The sequence below is a fragment of the Mycolicibacterium rhodesiae genome, from assembly GCF_002086695.1.
Taxonomy (GTDB): domain Bacteria; phylum Actinomycetota; class Actinomycetes; order Mycobacteriales; family Mycobacteriaceae; genus Mycobacterium; species Mycobacterium rhodesiae.
On the sequence record NZ_MVIH01000005.1, the window covers coordinates 375,349 to 400,090 of the forward strand.

Consider the following 24,742-nt stretch of genomic DNA (forward strand, 5'->3'; position numbering starts at 1 on the left):
TCTCACTCAATCGATATCCACTTCGACATTGGGGTCCAGCGCCCGCAGCACATGTGCACGACGCTCCTCGATCGTCCGGCCCAGTTCCTGCAGCAGCCGCGGATTGTGTTGGACAAGCTCGGCGATCTTGTCCCGTCCGACGTACACCGCGGTAACTTCCCCGACGGCGTAAGCAGACCCGAGCACCGGCTGACGCGTCAACGTGGACTGCCCGAGGAAGGAACCTTCGTCCTGGGTCCAGGCGACCACTTCGGACCCGTCTCCCGTGATCGCGTTCATCTGAACGGTTCCCGCGAGGATGAACCACATTCCTGTTGGTATCTCGCCGACCCGCTGCATCCGCTCACCGTCGCCGTAACACTCGATCCTGGCATGTTCGACGAGGCTCTCATGCTCGTCGCGACTCAGCCGGAGGGTCGGGCCGACCACTTTGAGGATGCCCTCTTCGACGCGCTCCGAGCTGGTGAACGAATCGTCGGCCTCGTCGAGGTGCAGCCCCTCACGCCGGGAGGCGTACCAGATCCACCTCCGAAACTTGGCCTTGGCCTTGCCATCCTCGGCCGGTGAGACGAGCGGGATCTTCGTCCGGTATTCCATTCCACCGATCGGGACCGTGTTGGGATTGCGGCTCGGGTCGCACTGCGGAAGCTCGGATGCCGCCCGAGTGAGCAACGCGCACACGCGATCGGGCGGGTCGTCGTGAGCGAAGACAGTGTCCACTTCGCAGACATGCTTACCCTCGGGGCGGCTGAGGTTGGTGAATGACGCGGCAGCCAACACCGAGTTAGGGGTGATCTGCAGGCCTGTCCCGGTTTCGAGGTGGATAGCGCGCCAGTTTACCTCCACCACACGTCCTTTGGCCTGAGGCGTCTGGATCCAGTCGCCGAGGCGGAACGGCTGCTCGAAGAGCATCAGCAGTCCCGAGATGATCTGGCCGACCGAGTTCTGCAGCGTCAGGCCGACCACAATCGAGGTGATACCCAGAGCGGTGAACAATCCTTTGACGTTCGCGCCCCAGATATAGGCGAAGATCATCGCCAGGCCCACCGCGATCAGCACGAACCGCAGCACATCGAGGAAGATCGACGGCATCCGCTTGCGCCACGATCCGTCCGGCGCGCTCTGGAACAGAGCCGCGTTGATTCCCGAGAGCATCAGCACCAGGACGACGAAAGCGGCCAGTGTTGCGACCACCCGCACCGATGTGGCGTGCGCCGGAATCCGGTTGGCCTCCAGCATCAGCAGCAGCAGCGCGCCCAGCGGTAGCAGGTAATTGCGAAGAATCGTAACGGGTCGCAGGAGCGCGCTCTGTCTGCGCTGCAGCGCATGTTGCCACTCGGTGAGCGCGACCAGCCCCAGCGGCAACCCAACCGCGATTCCCACCGCCCAGTAGAACCACGCTGAGGCGAAGATGTCAGCCATCAGCGCCGCTCCGAAAGCCGCCAGATCGGCTGCGCCTCACCGTCGACCACCGTGGTTCCCGCCGACTCGAAGCGCATGACCTCCTGTAGCACCTCATGAACGCTGGACGTGACATAGATCCCGGGTTGCGGTGAGCCGTCCTTGATCTGGTGAGCGAGGTTCACCACTGAACCCCACATGTCGTAGACCACCGACGGTCTGCCGAGTAAGCCACTGCTGACGGTGCCGGTGTCGATGCCCGCCCGCACGCTCAGATCGTTTCCGGTGTCGTTGTTGAACCGGCTCACGATCTGTTGACACTCCAGTGCGAAATCCACTGTCCTGCGAACATTGTCCAACCTCGGAACGGTGAGACCGCAGCTGGCCAGATACCCGTTGCGTACCGTGCGGACTGTCTCCATACCGAGATTGTCTGCGGCAGCATCGATCTGGCGGATCAGCTCGTTGATCAAGGTCAACGAGGCGTCCGGGGGCAACTCCGCCTGCAGCCGGTCGAGACCGATGATATCGGCGAAGATGACCGTCACGTTCTGGTGTTCGACGGCAATGATCTCCTCACCCTGCTTGAATCGCTCGGCCAGCGATTCCGGCATCAGCGAGCGCAGCAGTTCATCGTTCTCCTTGCGCTGCTGGATGAGCAGATCCTCCTTGACGGTCAGGCTGCGACCCATCTCGTTGAAAGCCTCTGTCAGATCACCGATTTCGTCCCGGGTGTCGACCGGTATGGCGACGTTGTAGTCACCTGCGCTGATCCGCTGAGCGCCGGACTCGAGTCGCCTGATCGGGCGCACGAAGATTTGCGCGAGATAAATCGCCAGGAGGCACACCACGAAGATGATGCCGGTGGTGATCAGAACCATGGTTTTGGTGAACGACGTCTCCTTGGCGAACGCTTCTTCCGTGGTCACCTTCGCGACGATGGACCAGTGCAGATCGGAGTCCTTGATCACCAGCGGCGCGTAGGCCTGCAGCGTGTTCTGCCCGAGGTAATCCTGGGTGATGATGGTTCCGGTCTCACCCCGCTGGGCGTTAAGGGTCGCCGCCGAGGTCATCGGCTGGACCAGCGTGGTGCCGCCCTGCCGAATCGCCATGTCGGCAACATCCGGTGGGGTGCCGGCTTGGACGACCTCCCTCTTGTATCGCTGCGGGTCTTCCAGGAATACCCGTGAGTCCGAGCGCATGAGTTCGTCGGGACCGCCAAGAACCGTCTCACCCGTGTCGCCGAGGCCCGCCTGCTGCCACTGCTTGTCGAACGTCATCAATCGGTTGATCTTGGTGATCGGGAACTGCAGCGCCAGCACGCCGGCGGCTCGCCCATCCCTGAGCACGGGCGCCACCATCCATGCGGTCGGCTGCATTTCCGCCGGCTGGTAGAACTCGAAATCGGTGAACCCGACATAGTCGACGGTGTTGGACGACATCGCCTTCAGATACGCCTCATGCAATTTGGAGCCGGCATAGGGACCGTTGATGATGTTTGTCCCGAGGTCGACATCCTTGTAGGCGCTGTAGACGACATTGCCGCGGTCATCGATCAGCAACGCATCTTCGAACTCGAATCGGGTCACGATTTCGCGGAACAGCTTTTGGTAGATGGCGTTTGCGGCCGACCATTGGCTTCCGTCGTGTGCATCGGTGATCTCGACCGCGTAGTCGTCGTCACGCCGCAACGCGGTGTAGTTGGCTTGCAGATAGCGTTGTGCATTCGACTGCGGCAGCAACGCGCCTGCGTCCAGCTTGGTGCCGCTGTACTGCTCAACCTGCTTGATGAAGGTGTTCTTGTAGTAGTCGGTGATCGTCTGCGACTGCGCCGGAGTGATCTGCGCATTGGCCAGCTGGTCGAACCCGGCCGTGAATGCCTCGAGGGCACTCTGGGTGACTGTGTTTTTTGTGTAGATGATCAGCGAATTCTTCAGATCCTGGATCTGGGAGGTCAGCGCACGCGTCTGGGATTGCCGTACCTCGGTCAGGCGGGTGAATACCGCGTCGCGCATCTCGCTGCGTCCGGCCTTGAATGCGATCCCACCGATGACAGCTGAGGCGAGCACGGTGCACATCACCATCATGAGAATCAGTTTGGAGAGGATACTGATGTGCGCCAGAAGACGTCGGCGGCGGAATCGATCGAGGCGGGTGCGCGGGGCTTGCGCGGTCGGGTCGTGCTCGGTGACCGTCTGGGCAGCCTCGTGCGCAGACACTTCGGTCATAGGCATCCCTTCGCCCCGCCGTGTCCCGAAAGACACGCGTCAGGAGAGCAGATTACCGCACATTGTGACCTATGAGGCTGATGTGGCCATGGTGAATCTACCTAGATTGCGGTCCGGCCAGCGGTACACCCGGTTGCCACGCCCCCGGCCCCGATGGTCGGATAGCACCCGTGGACACGACGTACGAAGGCACCAAGCGCGAGATCGCCACCGAGAAGGGCGTTCTGCGCTACCACGAGGCCGGCGAAGGCCCCACCCTGCTGCTGTTGCACGGATCCGGGCCGGGAGTCACCGGCTGGCGCAACTTCCGCGGCAACCTGGCCTTCTTCGCGGAGCACTACCGGTGCCTGGTGCTGGAGTTCCCCGGATTCGGGGTGAGCGACGACTTCGGCGGCCATCCCATGCTGGACGCACAGGCGGCGGTGCCCGCTTTCGTCGACGCGCTCGGCCTGGACAAGGTCGACGTCATCGGGAACTCGATGGGCGGCGGCGTCGGCATCAACTTCGCGATCAATCATCGCGACCGGGTCGGCAAGCTGGTGACCATCGGCGGTATCGGCACCAACATCTTCAGCTCGGGCCCCAGCGAGGGCATTCGCCTGCTCCAGGAGTTCACCGAAGACCCCACCCGTCAGCGGCTCATCGACTGGCTCAACTCCATGGTCTACGACCCGGCACTGGTCACCGAAGAACTCATCGAGGAGCGCTTCGCGCTGGCCACCGATCCCGAGACCCTCGAGAGTGCGCGGCGGATGTACGGCAAGGCGGCGTTCGCGGCGATGACGAAGATGATGCGCAACGCCGATTTCCCGCTGCCGTGGGCCATCATGCACAAGGTCAAGGCGCCCACCCTGCTGACGTGGGGCCGCGATGATCGGGTCAGCCCGCTGGACATGGCGCTGATCCCGATGCGCACCATCGCCAACGCCGAGCTGCATGTGTTCCCCAACTGCGGGCACTGGGTGATGATCGAGGCCAAGCAGGCGTTCGAAAGCACGGTGATGAGCTTCCTGCAGCGCGATTAGCGCGCCTTGATCAGCTCGAAGCCCCTGTACCCGGCGGCGGCGACCTCGGCACAGATGTCGTTGTACGCCCCGAAGCCGCCGATGAAAAGCAGGAAAACCCTTGGCTTTCCGGGCACATTGGCGCCCAGATACCAGGAGTTGGCTTTCGGGAAGAGGGTGGTTGCCGCACGCTGGTTGAGCTCGGCGAGCCAGTTCTCCACTGCCTCCGGTGTCGCCTCGATGCCGACGTATCCGTGCGCGTCGAGATAACCGATGGCCTCGGCGATCCAATCCACGTGCGACTCGGCGTGCAGCACCATATTGGCCAGCACGGCGGGAGCCCCCGGGCCGGTCACGACGAACAGGTTCGGGAAGCCATCGTCGCCCAAACCGAGGTAACTGCGCGGCCCGTCCGCCCAGTCGTCGCTCAGCCGCTCTCCCCCACGTCCGACGATGTCGATTTTGCCGAGGGAACCGGTGAGCGCATCGAACCCGGTGGCGAACACGATCGCGTCAAGATCGAGGTGCGTCTCGGTGGTGTTGATGCCGGTGACGTCCACCGACACGATTGGGGTGCGGCGGACGCTGATCAACGTGACGTTCGGCCGGTTGAAGGTCTGAAAGTAGTTGGAGTCGGTACAAATTCGCTTGGTCCCGATTGGATGATCGTCAGGTATCAACAGTTCGGCGACTCCCGCGTCGTCGATGACCGCGCGGACCTTTTCCTCCCAGAACTTTCGTGCCTCGTCGTTGGCGGCCTGGTCGGTGAGCTGATCGGGGAATGTCTTGGAGAACAGCACACCGCCGAGGCGCCAACGCTTCTCGAAGGCTTCACGCCGTTCCTGCGGCGAGACCTCCATGGTCCGCTTGGTCGTGCCGAGATACGGCGACCCGCCACCGCTACGGAAAGACACTCGGCGGCGCTCGGCGTACGTCGCCTTGACCTCGGCCACCTGCTCGGCCGTCAAGGGTGTATTGCCGGCCGGGATGCTGTAGTTGGCGGTGCGCTGGAAGACGTAGAGGTGCTCGGCCTGTTCGGCGAGGATCGGGATCGATTGAATACCTGAGGAACCCGTGCCGATGACCGCGACTCGCTTACCGGTGAAATCCACGCCCCCGTGCGGCCAGTGAGCGGTGTGGTAGATCGCCCCGCCGAAACTGTCCAGCCCGTCGAACGCCGGCGTGATGGCCGCGGACAACGCTCCGGTTGCCATCACCACGAACCGGGCGGTGGTCACCGTGGCGTCCTCGGTGACCACCGACCAGCGCAGCGTGTCTTCGTCGAGTACCGCTGAGGTCACCCGGCTCTGGAAGCTGATGTCACGGCGCAGGTCGAGCTTGTCTGCGACCCAATTCAGGTAGGCCAGTATCTCCGCTTGGGTGGCGTACTTCTCGGTCCATGTCCATTCCTGCTGCAGCTCGTCGGAGAACGAATAGCTGTAGTCGACGCTTTCGACGTCACATCGGGCTCCCGGGTATCGGTTGAAATACCAGGTACCGCCGACCTCGGGGGCCGCCTCGAAAACCCGGACCGACAGCCCCAGCCCGCGGAACTTGTACAGCGCGTACAGCCCGGCGAATCCGGCGCCGACCACCACCACGTCGAGTTCCTCCGCTGCGGTCATGTCCAGCAGAGTAGGTCCAAATTCTGACGTAGCCCCGCTCATCGAGACATTGCCCGGTGCTGACGGCCTCGCGGGTTCAGGATGAGATCAACAGCCCAGACCTGGACTAAGGATTCATGATGACTGCTTCGGTGCTCGACAAGACCATGGAGCTCGCTGACCAGCTTCGCGAGCAGGCCGTGGAAGCCGAGAAGATCGGCAAGCTCACCGATCAGACCGTCAAGGCGATGAAGGAAGCCGGCCATATCCGGCTTCTTCAGCCGGCCAAGTACGGCGGATTGGAAGTGCACCCGCGGGAGTTCGCTGAGACCGTGATGGCGATTGCCGCACTCGACCCCGCCGCGGGTTGGATCAACGGCGTCGTCGGCGTGCATCCCTATCAGCTGGCCTATGCCGACCCGCGGGTCGCCGAGGAGATCTGGGCCGACGACGTCGACACCTGGGTGGCCTCGCCCTACGCCCCGCAGGGCATCGCCCGGCCGGTCGACGGCGGCTACATCTTCAACGGCCGCTGGCAGTTCAGCTCCGGAACCGATCACTGTGACTGGATTTTCCTGGGCGCCATCAAGAGCGACGCCGATGGCAAGGTGCAGATGCCGCCGCAGATGCTGCATATGATCCTGCCGCGCAAGGACTACGAGATCGTCGAGGACTCCTGGGATGTGGTGGGCCTGCGCGGCACCGGGTCCAAGGACGTCATCGTCAAGGACGCCTTCGTTCCCGAGTACCGCACGATGGACGCATTCAAGGTCATGGACGGCACCGCCCAGCGGGAAGCCGGCATGACCGACACCCTGTATCTGATGCCGTGGTCGACGATGTTCCCGTTGGGCATCTCCTCGGCCACCATCGGCATCTGCGAAGGCGCGCTCGCCGCACACCTGGACTACCAGCGTGAGCGGGTCAGTGCCGCAGGAACGGCCATCAAGGACGACCCCTACGTGATGTACGCGATCGGTGAGGCCGCCGCCGACATCAACGCCGCACGCCAGGAGATCCTGGCCAACGTGGACCGGATCTACGACATGGTGGACTCCGGTAAGGAGGTCTCGTTCGAGGACCGCGCCGCCGGACGGCGCACCCAGGTGCGCGCGGTGTGGCGCGCGGTATCCGCGGTCGACGAGATCTTCGCCCGCTCCGGTGGCAACGCGATGCGGATGGACAAGCCGCTGCAGCGTTACTGGCGCGACGCGCACACCGGCATGGCCCACGCCATCCACGTGCCGGGCACGGTCTATCACGCGTCGGCCCTGAGCTCCTTCGGTGTCGATCCACAGGGCCCGCTGCGGGCGATGATCTGAGGCGGAGCGCACCCGTGAGCCTGCTGAAGAGCCTCGGCTACGTCACGATCAACACCGCCGACATCGATCGATGGCGCCAATTCGCTTTCGGGGTATTGGGATTCGCCGAAGGCAAGGGTCCCGACCCGTCCGCGCTGTACCTGCGCATGGATGAGCGAGCGGCACGAATCATCGTGGTGCCCGGCGACGGTGATCGGATCGCGACGGTCGGCTGGGAGGTCCGCGACCACGCCGCCCTGGAACAGATCAAAGAGGTCCTCGACCGTGCCGGGGTCGCCTACACCCAGCTGTCGCAGTCCGAGGCCGACGACCGGCGAGTCGAGGAGGTCGTGGCGTTCGACGACCCGGCGGGAACCCACCTGGAGGTCTTCCACGGTGCGGTGCTGGATCACAGCCCAGTGGTCACCCCGTTCGGCGCTCGATTCGTCACCGGCGACCAAGGCTTGGGTCACGTCGTGCTGCCCGCACTCGACGCCCCTGGGCTGTTCGACTTCTACACCCAGGTCCTGGGTTTTGTATCCCGCGGTGCATACCGGGTTCCGCTGCCCAAAGAGTTCGGCCCGATCCGGATCCGGTTCCTCGGCATCAACGAACGCCATCACAGTTTGGCGATCGCCCCGGCGATGCACCAGCGCGATCCCGGCCTGATCCACATGATGGTGGAGGTCGACAGCCTCGACACGGTCGGCGAGGCGTTGGACCGCATCGCCGCGCAGGAGTTCCAACTGTCGTCCACCCTGGGTCGGCACACCAACGACAAGATGGTGTCGTTCTACGTCCGCGCGCCCGGCGACTGGGACATCGAGTTCGGCACCGGCGGCATGCGGATTGACGAAACCCACTACACCGCAGAGGAAATCACAGCAGACAGCTACTGGGGCCATAAGTGGGTCGGCGACCTGCCCGCCGCTATGCGGCCCTGACATGACCGACGTCCGCCCCGTTCCGGCCGCCTCGGTGGCGACCTGGGACCACGAGGCCGACGTGGTTGTCGCCGGTTACGGTGTCGCGGGCGCGGCCGCGGCGGTCGAGGCTGCCGGCGCCGGCGCCGATGTCCTGGTGCTCGAACGAGCGGGCGCTTGGGGTGGCGCGGCGGCGCTGGCCGGCGGGTTCATCTATATGGGCGGCGGCACCGGGCTCCAAAAAGCCTGTGGCTTCGATGATTCCGCCGAGAACATGGCAGCGTTCCTGGATGCCGCGATGGGCCCGGGCGCCGACCGCGAGCGCATCGCTGATTACGCCGAGGGTAGCGTCGCCCACTTCGAGTGGCTGGTGGCCTGCGGTGTGCCGTTCAAGCCGGAGTTCTTCGGTGAACCCGGCTGGGAGCCGCTGGGAGACCAGGGGCTGATGTACAGCGGTGGCGAGGACGCCTATCCGTTCAACACCGTCGCCAAGCCTGCACCGCGCGGGCATGTGCCCCAGATGCAGAACAAGAAGCAAGGTCAGGCCAGTGCCGGCTTCATGTTGATGAAACCCTTGGTGCAGAGAGCGACGGACTTGGGTGTCCGGGCCCTCTACGACGTCCGCGTGCAGTCCCTCGTCGTCGAATCCGATGGGCGGGTCGTCGGGATCACCGCACGCCAGTACGGCACCGATATCACTGTGCGGGCGCGCCGGGGCGTGGTACTGGGCACCGGAAGCTTCGCGTTCAACGAATCGATGATGGCCCGATTCACGCCCCGGATCGCCGGCAGACCGATCTCTGCCGTGGAACAGCATGACGGACACGGCATTCGGATGGCACAGGCGCTCGGCGCCGATCTGGCGCATACCGATGCCACCGAGGTCGCGTTCGTGGTCGATCCGCAACAGTTGGTGCGCGGCATTCTGGTCAATGCGCGCGGGCAGCGCTACGTCGCCGAAGACACCTACCCGGGCCGGGCCGGCCAGCACACGCTGTACTACCAGGACGACACGGCCTTCCTGATCCTCGACGAGCAAGCCCAGGAAGAGGCCTTGGCATCACAGACCCCCAAACTGATTCTGCGCAAGCCGAAATGGGTGTGTGAGACGGTCGCCGAACTCGAGGCAGAGATGGGCCTTCCAACCGGAAGCCTGCAGGACACGGTGGCGCGCTATAACGAAGGCGCCGCCCGCGGCGAGGATCCGGTGCTGCACAAGAAGGCTCGGTGGCTGCGGCCGATCGGCAGCCCGGTCGGCGCACTCGACCTGCGGCACGCCACCGGCGGATTCCCGCTGGGCGGGCTGCGCACCACCCTCCATGCACAGGTACTGCACGTCAGTGGCGAGCCGATCCCCGGCCTGTACGCGGCGGGACGCTGCACCGCCGGTCTCGCGGCATGGGGTTACGCCAGCGGCATCTCGTTGGGAGACGGCAGTTTCTACGGTCGCCGTGCGGGGCGTTCCGCTGCCCGGGCTTAATCTTTCTCGTCATCTCCCGGCAGAAACCGTTCCGGGTGGTGATAGTCGTTGGTGCCGCCGCGTAGTGGGACGCCGGGCGGTGGGCGCCACTCCGTCCGGCCGTCGGGACGTTGGTGAGTGCTCCAGCCCTCGTTCTCGACCAGAAGGTTGTCGCATTTGCACGCCAGGGTCATGTCGTCGACGTCGGTGTTGCCGCCGTGCTTCCAGTCCTTGGCGGCATGGTGGACCTGGCTGTTGTAACCGTTGACGGTACAGCCGGGCGCAGTACAGCCACGGTACTTGGCCAACAACATGATTCGCTGATCGACCGACGCCAGCCTCTTGCTGCGCCCCAACCAGAGCGACTTGCCGGTGACTCCGTCGAACACTGCCAGGTAGTTGTACGACGGCGTGGCCGCTCTGATGAGGTCCGTGATCGGTGTAAGCGTCCCGCCGGCGGTGACGGCGTGCCCCGCGCCCGCTTGTAGCTCTTGCAGGGTGGTCGTCACGATCATGGTGACCGGAAGTCCGTTGTGTTGGCCCAGTTTCGGATCGCCGAGACGACTGCGGACCATGTCACCCAACGCGTCGTGTTGGCGCTGGGCATGACTGCGCACATCGTCGGGTTCCGGCGCCGCCACCTTGGCGAACAACGCATCCAGTTGTGCCCGCAGCATTGGATCGGCGATCAGCTTCCCGACGCTCATCCCGTCCGGGCGCTGGCCCCCGCACCACTGGAAGCCACGCTTGCGAGCCCGGTCTTCCTCGGAGTACTTGCCGTCGGGATTGAGGTGTACGGCCAACCGATCGGCCACCTTCTCCAACTGATCGGGCCGCATCGTCCGGGCGTGTTGTGCCAAGGTGCGTTCGGCGTTGTCCACCTCGGCAGGCCCGACATGATCGGGCAGATCGCGGAAGAACTTCTGGATCACCCGCACATGCTCGCAGTCCAATTCGCCGGCCGCCCAACCCTTGCCGGTTTCCGGCAGCAGCGCCGCCAACGGCTCACCGGTCAGCGTGGTTCGCGGAGTCAGCTGCTCGGCGTCGCGGAGTCGACGCTTGGCCGCCGCCCGGCTGATCCGCAGCACGTCGGCCAACACGATCGGGATCGGCGGACAGCCCTCGTAGCGCTCCAGATGGGTGATCTGCTCATGGGATACCGCGACCTGGCGACGCACCGCGGTCTCAAGTCGTTCGATCGCGGCGAACCGCTGCGCCACAGGCAACTCCTCGATATCAGCGGCACCCAGAAGTTCGACCGCGGCGTCGATGGCATCCAGCGCTGCCGTGACCGAAAGCATGTTCGAAATTCTATGTCGAGCCACCGACATTCTCGAGAGGCTTCCGGCCACAGCTGTGGACTAACGCCGATCTGTGGAAAACCCTGCGCTAGGCCTGATTACGAGGCGCAGCCATAGTCTTGGCATCGAGTCCACCGAGCGAATCCTGACCCACCTCCACGTTGTGCGCATGCGCGAAGTGATGCAGCCCGAACACGGCATCCATACCATTACGCAGTCCCATCTGGTCTTCGCACTGGTTGACCGCCCGCTTGGTCAGCGCGAGACCAAATCTCGGCATTGCCGCGATGCGCTCGGCGAGCGCAAGTGTCGCGTCGCGGAGTTCGGCCTTCGGCACGACTCGACTGACCATCCCGATCTCGTAGGCGCGTTGCGCACCGAACTTGTCCCCGGTGAACAGGATCTCCTTGGCGAATCGGGACCCCAGAATCCATGGGTGCGCGAAGTATTCGACCCCCGGAATTCCCATTCGCACCACAGGATCGCAGAAGAAGGCGTCCTCGGAGGCGACGATCAGGTCGCAGACCCAGGCCAACATGAGGCCGCCGGCAATGCAAGCACCGTGCACCATCGCGATCGTGGGTTTCGGGATCTCGCGCCACCGCCGGCACATGCCCAGATAGACCTCGACCTCACGGGCGTAGCGCATGTCGCCGCCCTCTTTGTCGACGTGATCCCACCAGAGCGCGGCCTTGTTCTCGTAGGACACGTGGTGGTCGCGGTCCGGCGTACCAATGTCGTGGCCTGCGCTGAAATGCTCTCCGTTGCCGGCCAAGACGATCACGCGCACATCGTCGTCCTCAACGGCCCGCTGAAACGCCGCGTCGAGTGCGTAGGTCATGACGGAGTTCTGCGCGTTGCGGTACCGCGGTCGATTCATCGTGACCACCGCCGTTCCGCCGACGACTTCGTAGGTCACCACATCGTTGTCGACTGCAGTCATCTCAGATCCTCCACCCGTTCCATGTGTGCCTCCAATCTCCGGCCCAACACTATCTCCGCGGTTCGACCTTACGACCGTGGCGATCGCACATGCCTGAACGCAACCATCCGGTACAGGTACCGAGGTATCCCGGCGGTCGGAACCCGCCGCGGCCAGTGGGTGGCGCGGAAGTACGCGTCCGATCCCCCGTCGACGAAGATCACGCTGCCGCAGAGGAAGTCAGCGGCGTCGGAAACCATGAATCGCATCCACTCGCCGAGATGGCGCGCGTTGCCGAAACCCCCGATGGGCACCGGGAACGATGTGACGGCCTTGGCCTCGCGTTGCGTCGCGAGCTGTTCACCGAGCAACGGCGTGTCCACAGCACCCGGCGCGATTGCGTTGAGCCGGATCCCGGCGCCGGACCAGTCCGGCCGCACCGCTGTCAGGCGGACCCAGCGCATCAGCGCTATCTTCGAGGCGCCGTAGGCCATCGCCGGCGCCGCCGATCGAAACATCCGCACCGCACGCACCGCGGCATCGAGGTCGCCGCGTAACAACGCGCGCACCGCGCGTCCGGGCACCATCGGCATGGTGGTCGCCGAATTGCTCCCCACGACAACGACCTTCGCGGAGCCGGAGGCGGCGAGTGCGGGCCGCCACGCCTCGACCAGTTCGACGACACCCAGATAGTTGACCGACAAGATGGTCGGCACGTTCAGCGCTCCGGGCCGAGGACCGACCCCTGCGGCCAAGACGGCACCGTCGAGCCGCCCGTCCGCCAATGCGAGCACCGCGCCTGCGGCAGTCGAGCGTCCCTCGGCGGTCGAGAGATCGGCGATCACCTCGGTGTCGCGAAGATCGACGCCGATCACCCGGTGGCCATCGGCTCTCAAGCAGTCGGCGGCGGCTCGTCCCATCCCGGAGGCCGCCCCGGTCACGACATACACCCGCTGATCAAGCATCGGTACCACCACATTCATCGTTGAGTCGCGCCCGCGTCGACCGGCAAGCTGGCCGAGGTGATGTAACGCGCCTCGTCGGACGCCAGAAAAAGACTGGCGTTCGCGACGTCCACCGGGTCGACCCACGGCACCGGAAGCAGGTTCATCCGGGTGGCGGACTCGGCGAACTCGTCCCTGGTCGGCGGCCGGCTCAAGTCGGGTCGAAACGCACGTCGTACGGCGTCGTTCTGAATCAGCGGTGTATCGACGTTGGTCGGATGTACACAATTGACCCGGATCCCGTGTGGCGCGACATCGATTGCGAGGCTTCGCATCAACCCGACCACGCCATGCTTGGCAGCGGTGTAGTGAGCGACGCCGACCAAGCCGCGTAGCCCGGCGATCGAGCTGACCAGGACCACCGAGCCACCGCCACCACGGATCAGATGTGGAATCGCAGCAGCACAGGTGTTCCACACCCCGGTGAGGTTGACGTCCAGCATGGTCCGCCACATCGATTCGGTCATGTCGACGGCATATTCGCGGGAGGTGATTCCCGCTGTCGCACAGACGATATCGAGCCCGCCGAAATGGCCGGCACCTCGATCTGCTGCCGCCCGCAACGCGTCCAGATCACGCACATCGACGATGTCGGTCACTATGCGACCACCACGAGCCTCGACCAGCCGCGCCGTCTCGTCGAGGTCGTCCGGCGTGCTCGCCGGCACCTGCACCGAGTCGACGGGTGCACAGATGTCGATGCCGACGATCGCCGCGCCCTCCTCGGCGAACCGGACTGCCTGGGCACGGCCGATGCCGCGTGCCGCACCGGTGATGAATGCGGTCTTTCCCGCCAGGCGCCCGGTCATGTCGTCTTCTGGGTCAAGCCGGCGTCAACGACCAGTTGAGCTCCGGTGATGTAGCGGGCATGGTCGGACGCGAGGAAGACGACGGCATTGGCCACATCGACGGGCTCAACCCACGGCACCGGAAGCAGGTTGCGCGCGGTGAGAACCTCGGCGGCATCGGCTTCGGTGGGGTTGTCCAGATCGGGCCGCAGCCGCTTGTAGGTTGCCGCGTTGCGCACCATGGGCGTGGCGACCGCGCCGGGGTGCACGGTATTGACCCGAATACTGCGCGGGCCCAGCTCGTTGGCGAGCGTGCGGGCCAGCCCGACAACGGCATGTTTACTGGCGGTGTAGTGCGCGGTGCCGGCGGTGCCTCGTAAGCCGTTGGTGGAGCTGATGATCACGACCGAGCCACCGTCGGGACCGATGTGCGGAACCCCGGCGCGGACCGTGTGCCATACGCCGGTCAGATTGACGTCCAGCGTGCGCTGCCAGTCTTGCGGAGTGATCTGCCACGCGGGTCCGCCGGGAGAATGGATGCCGGCGTTGGCGACGACGACGTCCAGACGACCGAGTTTCCCAACACCGTCGTCGACCGCGGCGGTGACTGCGGCGAGGTCGCAGACGTCGGCCGCTCCGGCGACGGCACGCCGACCCCGGTGTTCGACCAGGTGCGCGGTTTCGCGGAGGACGTCCGCGGCACCGATGTGGTCGACCATGATGATGTCAGCACCCTCGTCGGCGAACCGCTCACAGTGCACCCGACCGGTGCCGCGACCCGCCCCCGTGACGAGCACGACCTTGCCTGCCAGACCAGACACTCACGGCACCTTGAGCAGATCGAACCCCTTGTATCCGGCGGCGGCCACCTCGCTGCAGATGTCCAGGTAGGTCCCGAATCCACCGATGAACAGCATGAATTGGCGCGGCTTACCCGGCACATTCGCACCCATGTACCAGGAGTTGGCTCTTGTGAACAGTGTCGCCTCGGCACGCTGGGCGCATTCGGCAATCCAGTTGTCGACCGCCTCGGTGGTCGGCTCGATGGCGTCGTAGCCGCCATCATCGAGGTACTCGATGGCGTCGGCGATCCAATTCACGTGGGCCTCGGCATGGAGCACCATGTTCGCCAGGACCGCCGGAGCTCCCGGACCGGACACCAGGAACAAATTGGGGAACCCGTCGGTGCCCAATCCGAGGTACGTGCGCGGTCCGTCGACCCAATCGTCGACCAATCGCCGGCCACCACGGCCGACAATGTCGATCTTCGCGAGCGTGCCGGTCATCGCGTCGAATCCGGTGGCCAAGACCAACGCGTCGATCTCGAAGTGCGCCTCAGAGGTGGCGATGCCCGTCGCGTCGATCGACTCGATAGGAGTCTTCTTCACGCTGATCAACGTCACGTTGGGCCGGTTGAACGTCTGGAAGTAGTTGGAGTCGGTGCAGATTCGTTTGGTACCGATCGGATGGTCATTCGGAATCAGAAGCTCGGCGAGCTCGGGATCGTCGATCACCGATCGGATCTTCTCCTCATAGAACTTTCGCGCTTCCTCGTTGGCCTCCAAGGACACCATCTGGTCGGTGAAGGTCTTCGAGAACAGCACACCGCCAAGCTCCCAGCGCTTTTCGAACGCCGCCCGCCGTTCCTCGGGCGTCGCCTCCATCGTCAGCTTGGGATGCGCGACGTGCGGTGAGCCACCGCCGCTGCGCCAGGACATCCGCCGTCGTTCGGCATAGTTGGCCTTGGTGTCGGCGATTTCTTCGGCGGTCAACGGCCGGTTGCCCGCTGGGACGCTGTAGTTCGGCGTGCGCTGGAAGACATACAGGTGCTCAGCCTGTTCGGCGATGATCGGTATGGATTGGACGCCTGAGGATCCGGTGCCGATGACAGCAACTCGTTTACCGGTGAAGTCGACGCCTTCGTGCGGCCAGTGCGCCGTGTGGTAGACCTCGCCGCCGAACGTGTCCAAACCTTTGAAGTCAGGGGTCATGGCCGCAGACAGCGGGCCGGTTGCCATCACGACGAATCGGGCCTCGACAGTCTCGTCGGTGTCGGTACTCACGGTCCACCGCAACCTCTGCTCATCGAGCACGGCACCCGTCACACGGGTGTTGAAGGTGATATCGCGACGCAGATCGAGCTTGTCGGCAACCCAATTGATGTAGGCCAGGATCTCGGACTGGGTGGCGTATTTCTCGGTCCACGTCCATTCCTGCTGCAGCTCATCGGAAAACGAGTAGCAGTAGTCCACACTCTCGACGTCACACCGGGCGCCCGGGTAACGGTTGTAGTACCAGGTGCCGCCCACGTCAGGTGCCCCCTCGAACACCCGGACGGACAGTCCCTGCGAGCGGAACTTGTGCAAGGCGTACAGGCCGGCGAACCCGGCCCCGACCACAACGACATCCACAGAGGTCTTCGATTCACTGCTCACGGGCCGAACGGTAAGCGGTCCTGAGACTTCCGTACGAGGTCCCTCCCGGTCACCGGACGCCAAGACGGCGACTACCGGCCATCGCGCCGGAGAATCGATCCCATGTCCAACGTCGACAACGGCAGTGAAGTGGTCATCCCGGGACGGGGTGTGATGGTGACGGTAGCCGATGTCATACCGGAGGGCACCGACGCGATGTCGCTGGTGTTCGAGATCCCCGACGACCACCGTGAACGGTTTCGCTATCGGCCCGGACAGTTCCTGACGCTTCGAGTACCCAGCAGGCAGACCGGGTCGGTGGCACGGTGCTATTCGCTGGCGAGCTCGCCGCACACCGATTCCGCACCCAAGGTCACGGTGAAACGGACGGCCGACGGGTACGCATCGAACTGGCTGTGCGACAACGTATCTGCCGGCGACTCCATCGAAGTGTTACCGCCTGCGGGGGTGTTCACTCCGGCCGACCTCGATGAGGACTTCCTGCTGTGGGCGGCAGGCAGCGGTATCACGCCTGTCATGTCGATTCTGAAATCCGTGCTGGCAGCGGGTACGGGCAGAGTGGTGCTGTGCTATGCCAACCGCGATGAACGCTCGGTGATCTTCGCCGACGAGTTGCGCGAACTGGCCGCGCGGTACGCCGGGAGATTGACGGTGCTGCACTGGCTGGAATCCGTCCAAGGTCTTCCCACTCGCGCCCAGATGAGTGGGTTCACCCAAACGGTTCTGACAGGTTCTGCGACGTTGCAGTCGTTCATCTGTGGGCCTGCGCCATTCATGGCGATGGTCAAAGACACACTCGCCGAGGCGGGCATGGCACGCGAACGGGTCCACCTCGAAATCTTCCAGTCACTGTCGGGTGACCCATTCACCGACGATGTCGCTGCGTCGCACGTCGGTCCCGACGATGCTGACGTCGCCAGCGTGCTCCTCGACCTGAACGGCGAGAGCCACCGATTGCGGTGGCCGCGACGAGCGACCTTGGTGGACACCATGATCGCCGCAGGCGTCGACGTGCCCTACTCATGCAAGGAGGGCCGCTGCGGGTCGTGCGCTGCGACCGTGGTGCGCGGCGAGGTGGACATGGCCACCTGCGACATTCTCGAGCCCGAGGATCTTGCCGACGGTCTGATCCTGGCCTGCCAGGCGCGGCCGGTCTCCGACGATCTGCACATTGAGTTCTGAGCCTGCCGACAGCAGCTTTCCGCTGACCGGGAACCATTGCCGCAATCCCCGCCCCACCGGTACACCATCGACGGCACCCAGCGACGATAGGACCAGATGATGACTGAGCGGGTAATCGACCGGGTGCGCCAGGTCGCCGAGGAACTGCGCGGCCAGGGAACTGAGGGCGAGAAGGCCGGCAAGCTGACCGACGAGACCGTGAAGCTGATGAAGTCGGCGGGCAACATCCGCCTGCTTCAACCGAAGATCCACGGCGGGCTGGAAGTTCATCCTCGCGAATTCGCTGAGACGGTCATGGCCACTGCCGCGCTCGACCCGTCCGCGGGTTGGATCAACGGCGTCGTCGGCGTGCATCCCTATCAGCTGGCTTATGCCGACCCGCGGGTCGCCGAGGAGATCTGGGCCGACGACGTCGACACCTGGGTGGCCTCGCCCTACGCCCCGCAGGGCATCGCCCGGCCGGTCGACGGCGGCTACATCTTCAACGGCCGCTGGCAGTTCAGCTCCGGAACCGACCACTGCGACTGGATCTTCCTGGGTGCGATGCTCGGCGATACCGACGGCAACCCCCTGATGCCGCCACAGATGCTGCACATGGTCCTGCCGCGCAAGGACTACGAGATCGTCGAGGACTCCTGGAATGTGGTGGGACTACGTGGCACCGGGTCCAAGGACGTCATCGTCAAGGACGCCTTCGTGCCGTCCTACCGCACGATGGACGCGATGAAAGTGATGGATGGCACCGCTCAGCGCGAAGCCGGCATGACCGAGACGCTGTACCTGATGCCGTGGTCGACGATGTTCCCGCTGGGTATCTCCTCGGCCACCATCGGCATCGCCGAAGGTGCACTCGCCGCCGCACTGGACTATCAGCGGGAGCGCGTGAGCGCCAGCGGAGTAGCGATCAAGGACGACCCCTACGTCATGTATGCCATCGGTGAGGCCGCCGCCGACATCAACGCCGCCCGTCAGGAATTGCTCGCCAACGCCGACCGCATTTACGACTTGGTCGACGCAGGCAAGGAGGTGTCTTTCGAGGACCGGGCGGCGGGCCGCCGTACCCAGGTCCGCGCGGTGTGGCGCGCGGTATCCGCGGTCGACGAGATCTTCGCGCGGTGCGGCGGCAATGCTGCACGCATGGACAAACCGCTGCAACGGTATTGGCGTGATGTGCACGTCGGGCAGGCGCACGCGATCCACGTTCCCGGAACGGTCTACCACGCGTCCGCCCTGAGCTCGCTGGGCGTGGACCCGCAGGGCCCGCTCCGGGCGATGATCTGAGGCGGAGAAGCATGAGTCTGATCAAAGGCCTGGGCTACGTCACCGTTGCCGCCTCCGATATCGAACGCTGGCGACATTTCGCATTCGGCGTCCTCGGTTTTGCCCAGGGCCAGGGTTCCGATGCGTCAGCGCTGTACCTGCGGATGGACGAACGAGCCGCGCGCATCATCGTCGTGCCCGGTGATGTGGACAAGATCGTCACGGTCGGCTGGGAGGTGCGCGACCACGCCGACCTGGAGCGGGTCAAAACTTCCCTCGATTCCGCCGGGGTTGCATTCAAGCAACTGTCGCTGGATGAAGCAGACAGCAGGCGTGTCGAGGAAGCGATCGCCTTCGACGATCCCGCCGGAACCTCGCTGGAGGTCTTCCACGGCGCGGTCCTCGACCACTCCCCTGTCGTGACCCCGTTCGGCGCGCGTTTCGTCACCGGCAATCAGGGACTGGGCCACGTCGTGCTGCCCGCCCTCGACGTCGACGGCGCGTTCGCCTTCTACACCGACGTCCTGGGGTTCAAGTCCCGCGGCGCATTCCGGGTCCCCGCGCCGCCCGAATTCGGACCGATCCGGGTGCGGTTCATGGGTGTCAACCAACGTCACCACAGTTTGGCGATCTGCCCCGCGCAAACAGTTCGCGATCCCGGACTGATCCACCTGATGGTCGAAGTCGACTCGCTCGACGCAGTGGGTCAGGCGCTAGATCGGGTCAACGCGGAGGGCTTTGCACTATCGTCGACCCTGGGTCGGCACACCAACGACAAGATGGTGTCGTTCTACGTGCGCGCGCCCGGCGATTGGGACATCGAATTCGGCACCGAAGGGATGCGCGTCGACGAAATGTACTACACCGCAGAGGAAATCACCGCCGACAGCTACTGGGGACATCAGTGGGTGTCCGACCTTCCGGCGGCCATGCGTCCATGACAGTCGAAGATGACGTCAGCCCGGTCCCCGCATCGTCGATCGACCATTGGGATCACGAGGCCGACGTGGTTATCGTCGGCTACGGCATCGCCGGTGCGGCGGCAGCGGTGGAATCGGCGCGTGCAGGTGCCGACGTGCTGGTGCTGGAGCGCACCGGATCCTGGGGTGGCGCCGCGGCAATGGCCGGCGGGTTCATCTACCTGGGCGGCGGCACACCGATCCAGAAGGCCTGTGGTTTCGAGGATTCGCCGTCGAACATGGCGGCATTCCTCAACGTCGCGATGGGGCCGGGCGCTGACGAGGCCCGCATCGCGGACTACTGCGACGGCAGCCTGGAGCACTTCGAGTGGCTGACCGAGTGCGGTGTGCCGTTCAAGCCGGAGTTCTGGGGAGAGCCCGGCTGGGAGCCGCCCGGCGACCAGGGGCTGATGTTCACCGGCGGCGAGAACGCCTACCCGTTCAACACGATCGCCGAACCCGCTCCGCGCGGGCACATCCCGCAGATGACGGGAAAAGTCGCCGGCGAGAAGAGCGGCGGCTTCATGTTGATGAAGCCATTGGTCGAGACCGCGACGTCGCTCGGCGTGCGAGCCGTCTACGACGTGCGGGTGCAGACGCTGGTCGTCGAATCCGATGGCCGGGTGGCCGGAGTGGTGGCGCGACAATACGGCGAGACGGTGCGGGTGCGCGCCCGGCGCGGGGTCATGCTGGCCGCAGGCAGCTTCGCCTACAGCGAGTCGATGGTCAAACAGTTCGCACCGGCCATCGCGGGACGTCCCGCCGCCTCCATCGAACAGCACGACGGCCGCGCGATCCGGATGGCGCAGGCACTCGGCGCTGACCTCGCACACATGGACGCCACCGAGGTGGCGTTCCTCATCGATCCGCAGCAGACCGTGCGCGGTGTTCTCGTCAACGGCCTCGGCCAGCGGTATGTCCCCGAGGACATGTACTCCGGGCGCATCGGGCAGCTGACGCTGTACCGGCAGGAGGACACCGCCTACCTGATCATCGACGGTGACGCACAAGAGGAAGCCATGGCGGCGACATCGGCCACCCCGTTCCTCAAGCGGCCCGCGACGTGGGTGTGCGACACGGTCGCCGAGCTGGAGGCCGAGATCGGTCTCCCGGTCGGCTCCCTGCAAGCGACGATCGGCGCCTATAACGAGGCGGCCGCGCGCGGCGAGGATCCGTTGCTGCACAAGAAGCCGGAGTGGATCAAGCCCGTCGGTAACCCGGTCGGCGCGATCGACCTGCGGGCGAGCTGCGGTGGTTTCACGCTCGGCGGACTGATGACCTCGTTGGACGGCGAAGTACTGCATGTCAGCGGGAACCCCATCCCCGGACTGTTCGCGGCGGGGCGCTGTACCGCGGGGCTTGCGGCGTGGGGTTATGCCAGCGGTATCTCACTCGGTGACGGCAGCTTCTACGGCCGTCGCGCCGGTCGTGCGGCCTCGAGCGCGTAGCTCCATCAGGCTGATCTCTTTTCTCCCGCCTCGCAGTGGTGGGTGCGTGCCACGCCCCGCCGTGAGCTCTTGTGGTGACCCTCAACTTTCCTCGGCGTTTCATGTGACAGCGAGCACATCACTGTGCTAAAAGTATATTACTAATAGTCATATGCCTGGTTGGCATGCCGCTGAAAACTAGGAGGCCCTCATGACAATGGCTGTCGAGAAGGCGGGCGAGACGCCCAGCGCCGTCATTGACCGGATTTCGCTGGTGCTTGATTCTTTCGACGGCCCGGGCCGCTTGACACTCGCACAGATCGTTCGCCGAACGGGCCTGCCGCGGTCGTCCGCGCATCGCATGCTCGAGCGCCTCGTCGCCTTGCGCTGGCTGCGCCGCGAGGGCCGCGACTACGAACTCGGAATGCGGCTGGTCGAGCTCGGATCACTGGCTCTGCACCAGGACCGCATTCACCGGGCCGCCATCCCGTTGTTGCGTGACCTGCACCGAGCGACGGGATTGGTTGTGCACCTTGCGGTCCTCGACGGGTCCGATGTGGTCTACCTGGAGAAGATCGGTGATCACATGGGCGGGGCGATTCCCACCCGGGTCGGCGGTCGTCAGCCGGCACACTGTACGGCGGTGGGAAAGGCGATCCTCGCCGACAACCACATCACGGAGGTCGATCTGACCGACCGCAAGACCCGGTTCTCGATCGCAACGACTCCTCAACTGGTCGCCGAGTTGGCCAAGATCCGCGCGCACGGCGTGGCGTTCGAACGCGAGGAATCGCTGCCCGGCTTCGGCTGTGTGGCCGCGCCCATCGGCCCGGCCGGTCACGCGGTGGCCGCGGTCTCGGTCTGCGGGCCGATGAACCGGATGGCCTTCGACAACCGACTGGTCGCGCCGGTGAGAATGACGGCAATGGGTATCTGGCGCAGTGCTGAGGACGGCGCCGACCGTGTTGCGCCCACCCTGCAGTCCCTGCGCCCGCTACGGGTCGGCCCCGCTCCCCGACCCATGGGACGGGATTCGGCTTCGTTGCAGCCGGCGTGACTCTCGATCCTCAGATCGCAGGCCTGATCGAAACCCTGGACTCGGGGTTTCCGCCCGTGCATACGATGACGGGCGCCGAGGCGCGCGCCGCGATCCGCGCCCGTTTTGTGCCGAACCCGAACCCCGAACCGGTGTCCCACGTCATGGATCGCCAGATCGATGTCGCGGGTGGCAGCGTGGCTGTGCGGATCTACCGGCCCGAGTCCGGCGAGCCACTGCCGATACTCGTATATGCCCACGGTGGCGGATTTGTGTTCTGCGACCTCGACAGTCACGACGGATTGTGTCGTAACCTCGCCAATTCGATTCCTGCCGTGGTGGTTTCGGTCGACTATCGATTGGCCCCCGAACACCGATGGCCCACCGCTGCCGAAGACGTCTTTGCCGCCACCCGGTGGGCAGCGGCGCATGCCGCGGAACTGGGCGGCGATCCCGGCCGAATCGCGGTGGGCGGGGACAGCGCAGGCGGCAACCTTGCTGCCGTCACCACGTTGATGGCGCGAGATCGTGACTCCGTGTCGATCGCCGCGCAGTTGCTGCTGTATCCCGTGATCGCCGCCGACTTTGACACCGAGTCCTACCGGCGTTACGGCCGCGGCTACTACAACCCGCGCCCGGCGCTCCAGTGGTATTGGGATCAGTACGTGCCGGCGGTCGAAGACCGTCAGCATCCGTACGCCTCGCCGCTGCAGGCGGATCTGACCGGTCTGCCGGCGGCCGTCGTCGTGCTGGCCGGCCACGATCCACTGCGCGATGAAGGGGTCGCCTATACGGATGCACTGGCGGCTGCGGGGACGCCGACCACGCGGTGCTCATTCGAGGGCGGCATCCACGGTTTCATGACGATGCCGATGCTGGACCTGGCCCACCAGGCTCGCCGCGATGCGGCCCGTTCGTTAGGTGAGCTGCTCGGACGCTGACGGCACCGCCGAACCGTATCGTTGCACCGGGTCGAGCACGCAGTGCGTCCGGCCGAAAACCGTCACCATGCACTTGTTGTTGTGGTTGCACCGGCTATGCGAATCAGGTTGGGCCATCATTGAATTGACGCGGTCAGGTTCACGCAACAGCGCCCGGCCCATCGCGAAGAAGTCAAAACCTTCGGCCAGCCCGGTCTGCAAGTGCTCGAGCTCGGTGATACCGCCAAGCAGGATGAGCTTGGTATTGCGCATCAGCGGCACGAACTGGCGCGCGGCATCCAGCATGTACAGGTCCTGGTATGGATACACACCCATCGTCCGCTTGCCGAACAGCCGAACGGCCGGACGCAGCGCAGGCGGCATGACCCCGGCGAACTCCTTGACCGGCACATCCCCCCGGAACAGGTACATCGGCTTGTACACCGACGAACCCTGGGTCAGTTCCAGCGCATCCAGGGTGGCATCCGAATCGAGAAGCTGTGCGGTCCGTAGTGCCTCGTCGATCCAAATGCTGCCGGGCAGGCCGTCATCCATGTCCAGTTTGGCGATCACTGCGATCTGATCGCCCGTCACCTCACGGACGTGCTGGGCGATTTCGCGGACCAGCCGCGAACGGTTGTCGATGTCGCCGCCGTAGGAGTCCTTGCGCCGATTGATGAGCGGGCTGAGAAAGGAACTCGGCAGATAGAGATGGCCGAAATGCAGCTCGACCGCGTCGAATCCGGCGTCGATTGCGACCTGCGCGGCGTGACCGAATTGCATGATGACGGTGTGGATTTCCTCGATCGTGATGGCGCGGCAATACGCCATGGACGTCGGATTGACGAATCGGCTGGGGGCCACCGCCGTGACGCCGGTGAGCTTTCGCGGCGCCACCACTCCGGCATGCCCGAGTTGCGCCGATATCGCTGCTCCGGCCCCGTGTACGGCGTCGGTGAGTTTGCGCAGACCGCCAACCGCCGCGTTGCTCATCACGATCTGACCCGGCGCGCTGGCGCCCTGGGGTGACACGCAACAGTAGGCGACTGTCGTCATGCCGACCCCGCCTTCTGCGAAGGCCAGGTGGAACGCGATCAAGTCATCGGTGACCTCACCGGATGGCGAGCGTCCCTCGGAGGTCGCGGCCTTGATCACTCGGTTACGCAGGGTCACCGGTCCAAGCCGCGCCGGGCTGAACACATCGCTCATCGGATCACGATCGCGCCGTCACCACGTGCGGTCAACGGTGGTTTCCCGTTGGCCGGGAGCTGCTGCGGAACACCGCGGCCACGGACCGTAGCGTCGCGATCATGGCCGAGGTGTTCATCGTCGACCGCGTGGTCACCGCCCCGGGTTGCGCACAGAGTTTCGTCGACTCCTACCTGTCCGGGTACGCCCCCGGCGCACGGGATCGAGGCATGGAGTTGCGCGATGTATTGGTGAGCCCGGCGATACTGTTCGACGACCGCCCCAACGTCGTCACGATCACCTGGTCGTTGCCCAGCCCGCAGGCGTGGTGGCAGATGACCTGGCGAGCTCGGCCCGATCCTACGGTCGCTCGCTGGTGGGAGGGCGTTTCAGAGCTGGT

At 64.9% G+C, this 24,742-nt stretch carries 20 protein-coding genes; 10 read left to right on the forward strand and 10 right to left on the reverse strand.

Annotated elements, in window-relative coordinates; genetic code table 11:
- Positions 1-6 precede the first annotated feature (6 nt).
- Both BST42_RS14170 and BST42_RS14175 read right to left on the reverse strand, forming a co-directional pair.
- Positions 7-1,422: a mechanosensitive ion channel domain-containing protein gene (locus BST42_RS14170; protein WP_083119506.1), complete on the reverse strand. Its 1,416-nt coding sequence runs from the start codon at positions 1,420-1,422 to the stop codon at positions 7-9.
- Positions 1,422-3,629, reverse strand: coding sequence for an adenylate/guanylate cyclase domain-containing protein (locus tag BST42_RS14175; protein ID WP_083119509.1), 2,208 nt, complete (start codon positions 3,627-3,629; stop codon positions 1,422-1,424). The genes BST42_RS14170 and BST42_RS14175 overlap by 1 nt, the downstream gene beginning before the upstream one ends.
- 170 nt (positions 3,630-3,799) lie before the next feature.
- Between BST42_RS14175 and BST42_RS14180 the strand changes: the two genes are divergently transcribed.
- Positions 3,800-4,654, forward strand: a complete 855-nt coding sequence (locus tag BST42_RS14180) for an alpha/beta fold hydrolase (protein ID WP_083119512.1) — start codon at positions 3,800-3,802, stop codon at positions 4,652-4,654.
- On the opposite strand, the gene BST42_RS14185 is transcribed toward BST42_RS14180, so the two are convergent.
- Positions 4,651-6,258, reverse strand: a complete 1,608-nt coding sequence (locus BST42_RS14185) for a flavin-containing monooxygenase (protein WP_083119515.1) — start codon at positions 6,256-6,258, stop codon at positions 4,651-4,653. The genes BST42_RS14180 and BST42_RS14185 overlap by 4 nt on opposite strands.
- Before the next feature lie 119 nt (positions 6,259-6,377).
- Between BST42_RS14185 and BST42_RS14190 the strand changes: the two genes are divergently transcribed.
- The 3 genes from BST42_RS14190 to BST42_RS14200 are packed head-to-tail and all read left to right on the forward strand — an operon-like array spanning position 6,378 to position 9,941.
- Positions 6,378-7,559 carry an acyl-CoA dehydrogenase family protein gene (locus BST42_RS14190; protein ID WP_083119736.1) on the forward strand — a complete coding sequence of 394 codons (1,182 nt, stop codon included), beginning with the start codon at positions 6,378-6,380 and terminating at the stop codon, positions 7,557-7,559.
- A 14-nt stretch (positions 7,560-7,573) separates the two neighbouring features.
- A complete protein-coding gene (bphC, locus tag BST42_RS14195) occupies positions 7,574-8,482 on the forward strand; it encodes a biphenyl-2,3-diol 1,2-dioxygenase (RefSeq protein WP_083119518.1) in 909 nt (302 codons plus the stop codon).
- Between the two features lies 1 nt (position 8,483).
- The gene (locus tag BST42_RS14200) at positions 8,484-9,941 is read left to right on the forward strand and encodes an FAD-dependent oxidoreductase (RefSeq protein WP_083119520.1); all 1,458 of its coding nucleotides are present in this window, start codon (positions 8,484-8,486) and stop codon (positions 9,939-9,941) included.
- Here BST42_RS14200 and BST42_RS14205 read toward each other — a convergent pair.
- From BST42_RS14205 to BST42_RS14230, 6 genes are all read right to left on the reverse strand, one after another.
- Positions 9,938-11,221: an HNH endonuclease signature motif containing protein gene (locus tag BST42_RS14205; RefSeq protein ID WP_083119523.1), complete on the reverse strand. Its 1,284-nt coding sequence runs from the start codon at positions 11,219-11,221 to the stop codon at positions 9,938-9,940. The two genes, BST42_RS14200 and BST42_RS14205, sit on opposite strands and share 4 nt — an antisense overlap.
- An 88-nt stretch (positions 11,222-11,309) precedes the next feature.
- The gene (locus BST42_RS14210) at positions 11,310-12,164 is read right to left on the reverse strand and encodes an enoyl-CoA hydratase (protein WP_083119526.1); all 855 of its coding nucleotides are present in this window, start codon (positions 12,162-12,164) and stop codon (positions 11,310-11,312) included.
- Positions 12,165-12,232: 68 nt separating this feature from the next.
- Positions 12,233-13,108, reverse strand: a complete 876-nt coding sequence (locus BST42_RS14215) for an SDR family oxidoreductase (protein WP_083119738.1) — start codon at positions 13,106-13,108, stop codon at positions 12,233-12,235.
- Positions 13,109-13,122: 14 nt separating this feature from the next.
- Entirely contained in the window at positions 13,123-13,956 is an 834-nt protein-coding gene (locus BST42_RS14220; protein ID WP_083119529.1) for a mycofactocin-coupled SDR family oxidoreductase, read from the reverse strand.
- The gene (locus tag BST42_RS14225; RefSeq protein ID WP_083119531.1) at positions 13,953-14,756 is read right to left on the reverse strand and encodes a mycofactocin-coupled SDR family oxidoreductase; all 804 of its coding nucleotides are present in this window, start codon (positions 14,754-14,756) and stop codon (positions 13,953-13,955) included. Before BST42_RS14225 ends, BST42_RS14220 begins: the two co-directional genes overlap by 4 nt.
- On the reverse strand, positions 14,757-16,370 hold the full coding sequence (locus tag BST42_RS14230) for a flavin-containing monooxygenase (protein WP_083119533.1): 1,614 nt from the start codon (positions 16,368-16,370) through the stop codon (positions 14,757-14,759).
- A 102-nt stretch (positions 16,371-16,472) separates the two neighbouring features.
- Between BST42_RS14230 and BST42_RS14235 the strand changes: the two genes are divergently transcribed.
- The 6 genes from BST42_RS14235 (at position 16,473) to lipP1 (ending at position 23,175) form a co-directional block, all read left to right on the forward strand.
- Positions 16,473-17,552 (forward strand): ferredoxin--NADP reductase, encoded by a 1,080-nt coding sequence (locus BST42_RS14235; RefSeq protein WP_083119535.1) that lies wholly within the window; start codon positions 16,473-16,475, stop codon positions 17,550-17,552.
- Positions 17,553-17,651: 99 nt separating this feature from the next.
- A complete protein-coding gene (locus tag BST42_RS14240; RefSeq protein ID WP_083119741.1) occupies positions 17,652-18,833 on the forward strand; it encodes an acyl-CoA dehydrogenase family protein in 1,182 nt (393 codons plus the stop codon).
- A gap of 11 nt (positions 18,834-18,844) precedes the next feature.
- Positions 18,845-19,753 (forward strand): biphenyl-2,3-diol 1,2-dioxygenase, encoded by a 909-nt coding sequence (gene bphC, locus BST42_RS14245; protein ID WP_083119538.1) that lies wholly within the window; start codon positions 18,845-18,847, stop codon positions 19,751-19,753.
- Positions 19,750-21,219 carry an FAD-dependent oxidoreductase gene (locus BST42_RS14250; protein WP_083119540.1) on the forward strand — a complete coding sequence of 490 codons (1,470 nt, stop codon included), beginning with the start codon at positions 19,750-19,752 and terminating at the stop codon, positions 21,217-21,219. The genes bphC (BST42_RS14245) and BST42_RS14250 overlap by 4 nt, the downstream gene beginning before the upstream one ends.
- Positions 21,220-21,409: 190 nt before the next feature.
- Positions 21,410-22,255 carry an IclR family transcriptional regulator gene (locus BST42_RS14255; RefSeq protein ID WP_083119542.1) on the forward strand — a complete coding sequence of 282 codons (846 nt, stop codon included), beginning with the start codon at positions 21,410-21,412 and terminating at the stop codon, positions 22,253-22,255.
- Positions 22,252-23,175 carry a LipP1 family hormone-sensitive lipase gene (gene lipP1, locus BST42_RS14260; RefSeq protein WP_083119545.1) on the forward strand — a complete coding sequence of 308 codons (924 nt, stop codon included), beginning with the start codon at positions 22,252-22,254 and terminating at the stop codon, positions 23,173-23,175. The genes BST42_RS14255 and lipP1 overlap by 4 nt, the downstream gene beginning before the upstream one ends.
- Here the strand turns inward: lipP1 and BST42_RS14265 are convergent.
- Positions 23,152-24,363 (reverse strand): NADH:flavin oxidoreductase, encoded by a 1,212-nt coding sequence (locus BST42_RS14265; protein ID WP_083119548.1) that lies wholly within the window; start codon positions 24,361-24,363, stop codon positions 23,152-23,154. The genes lipP1 and BST42_RS14265 overlap by 24 nt on opposite strands.
- Positions 24,364-24,742 lie beyond the last annotated feature (379 nt).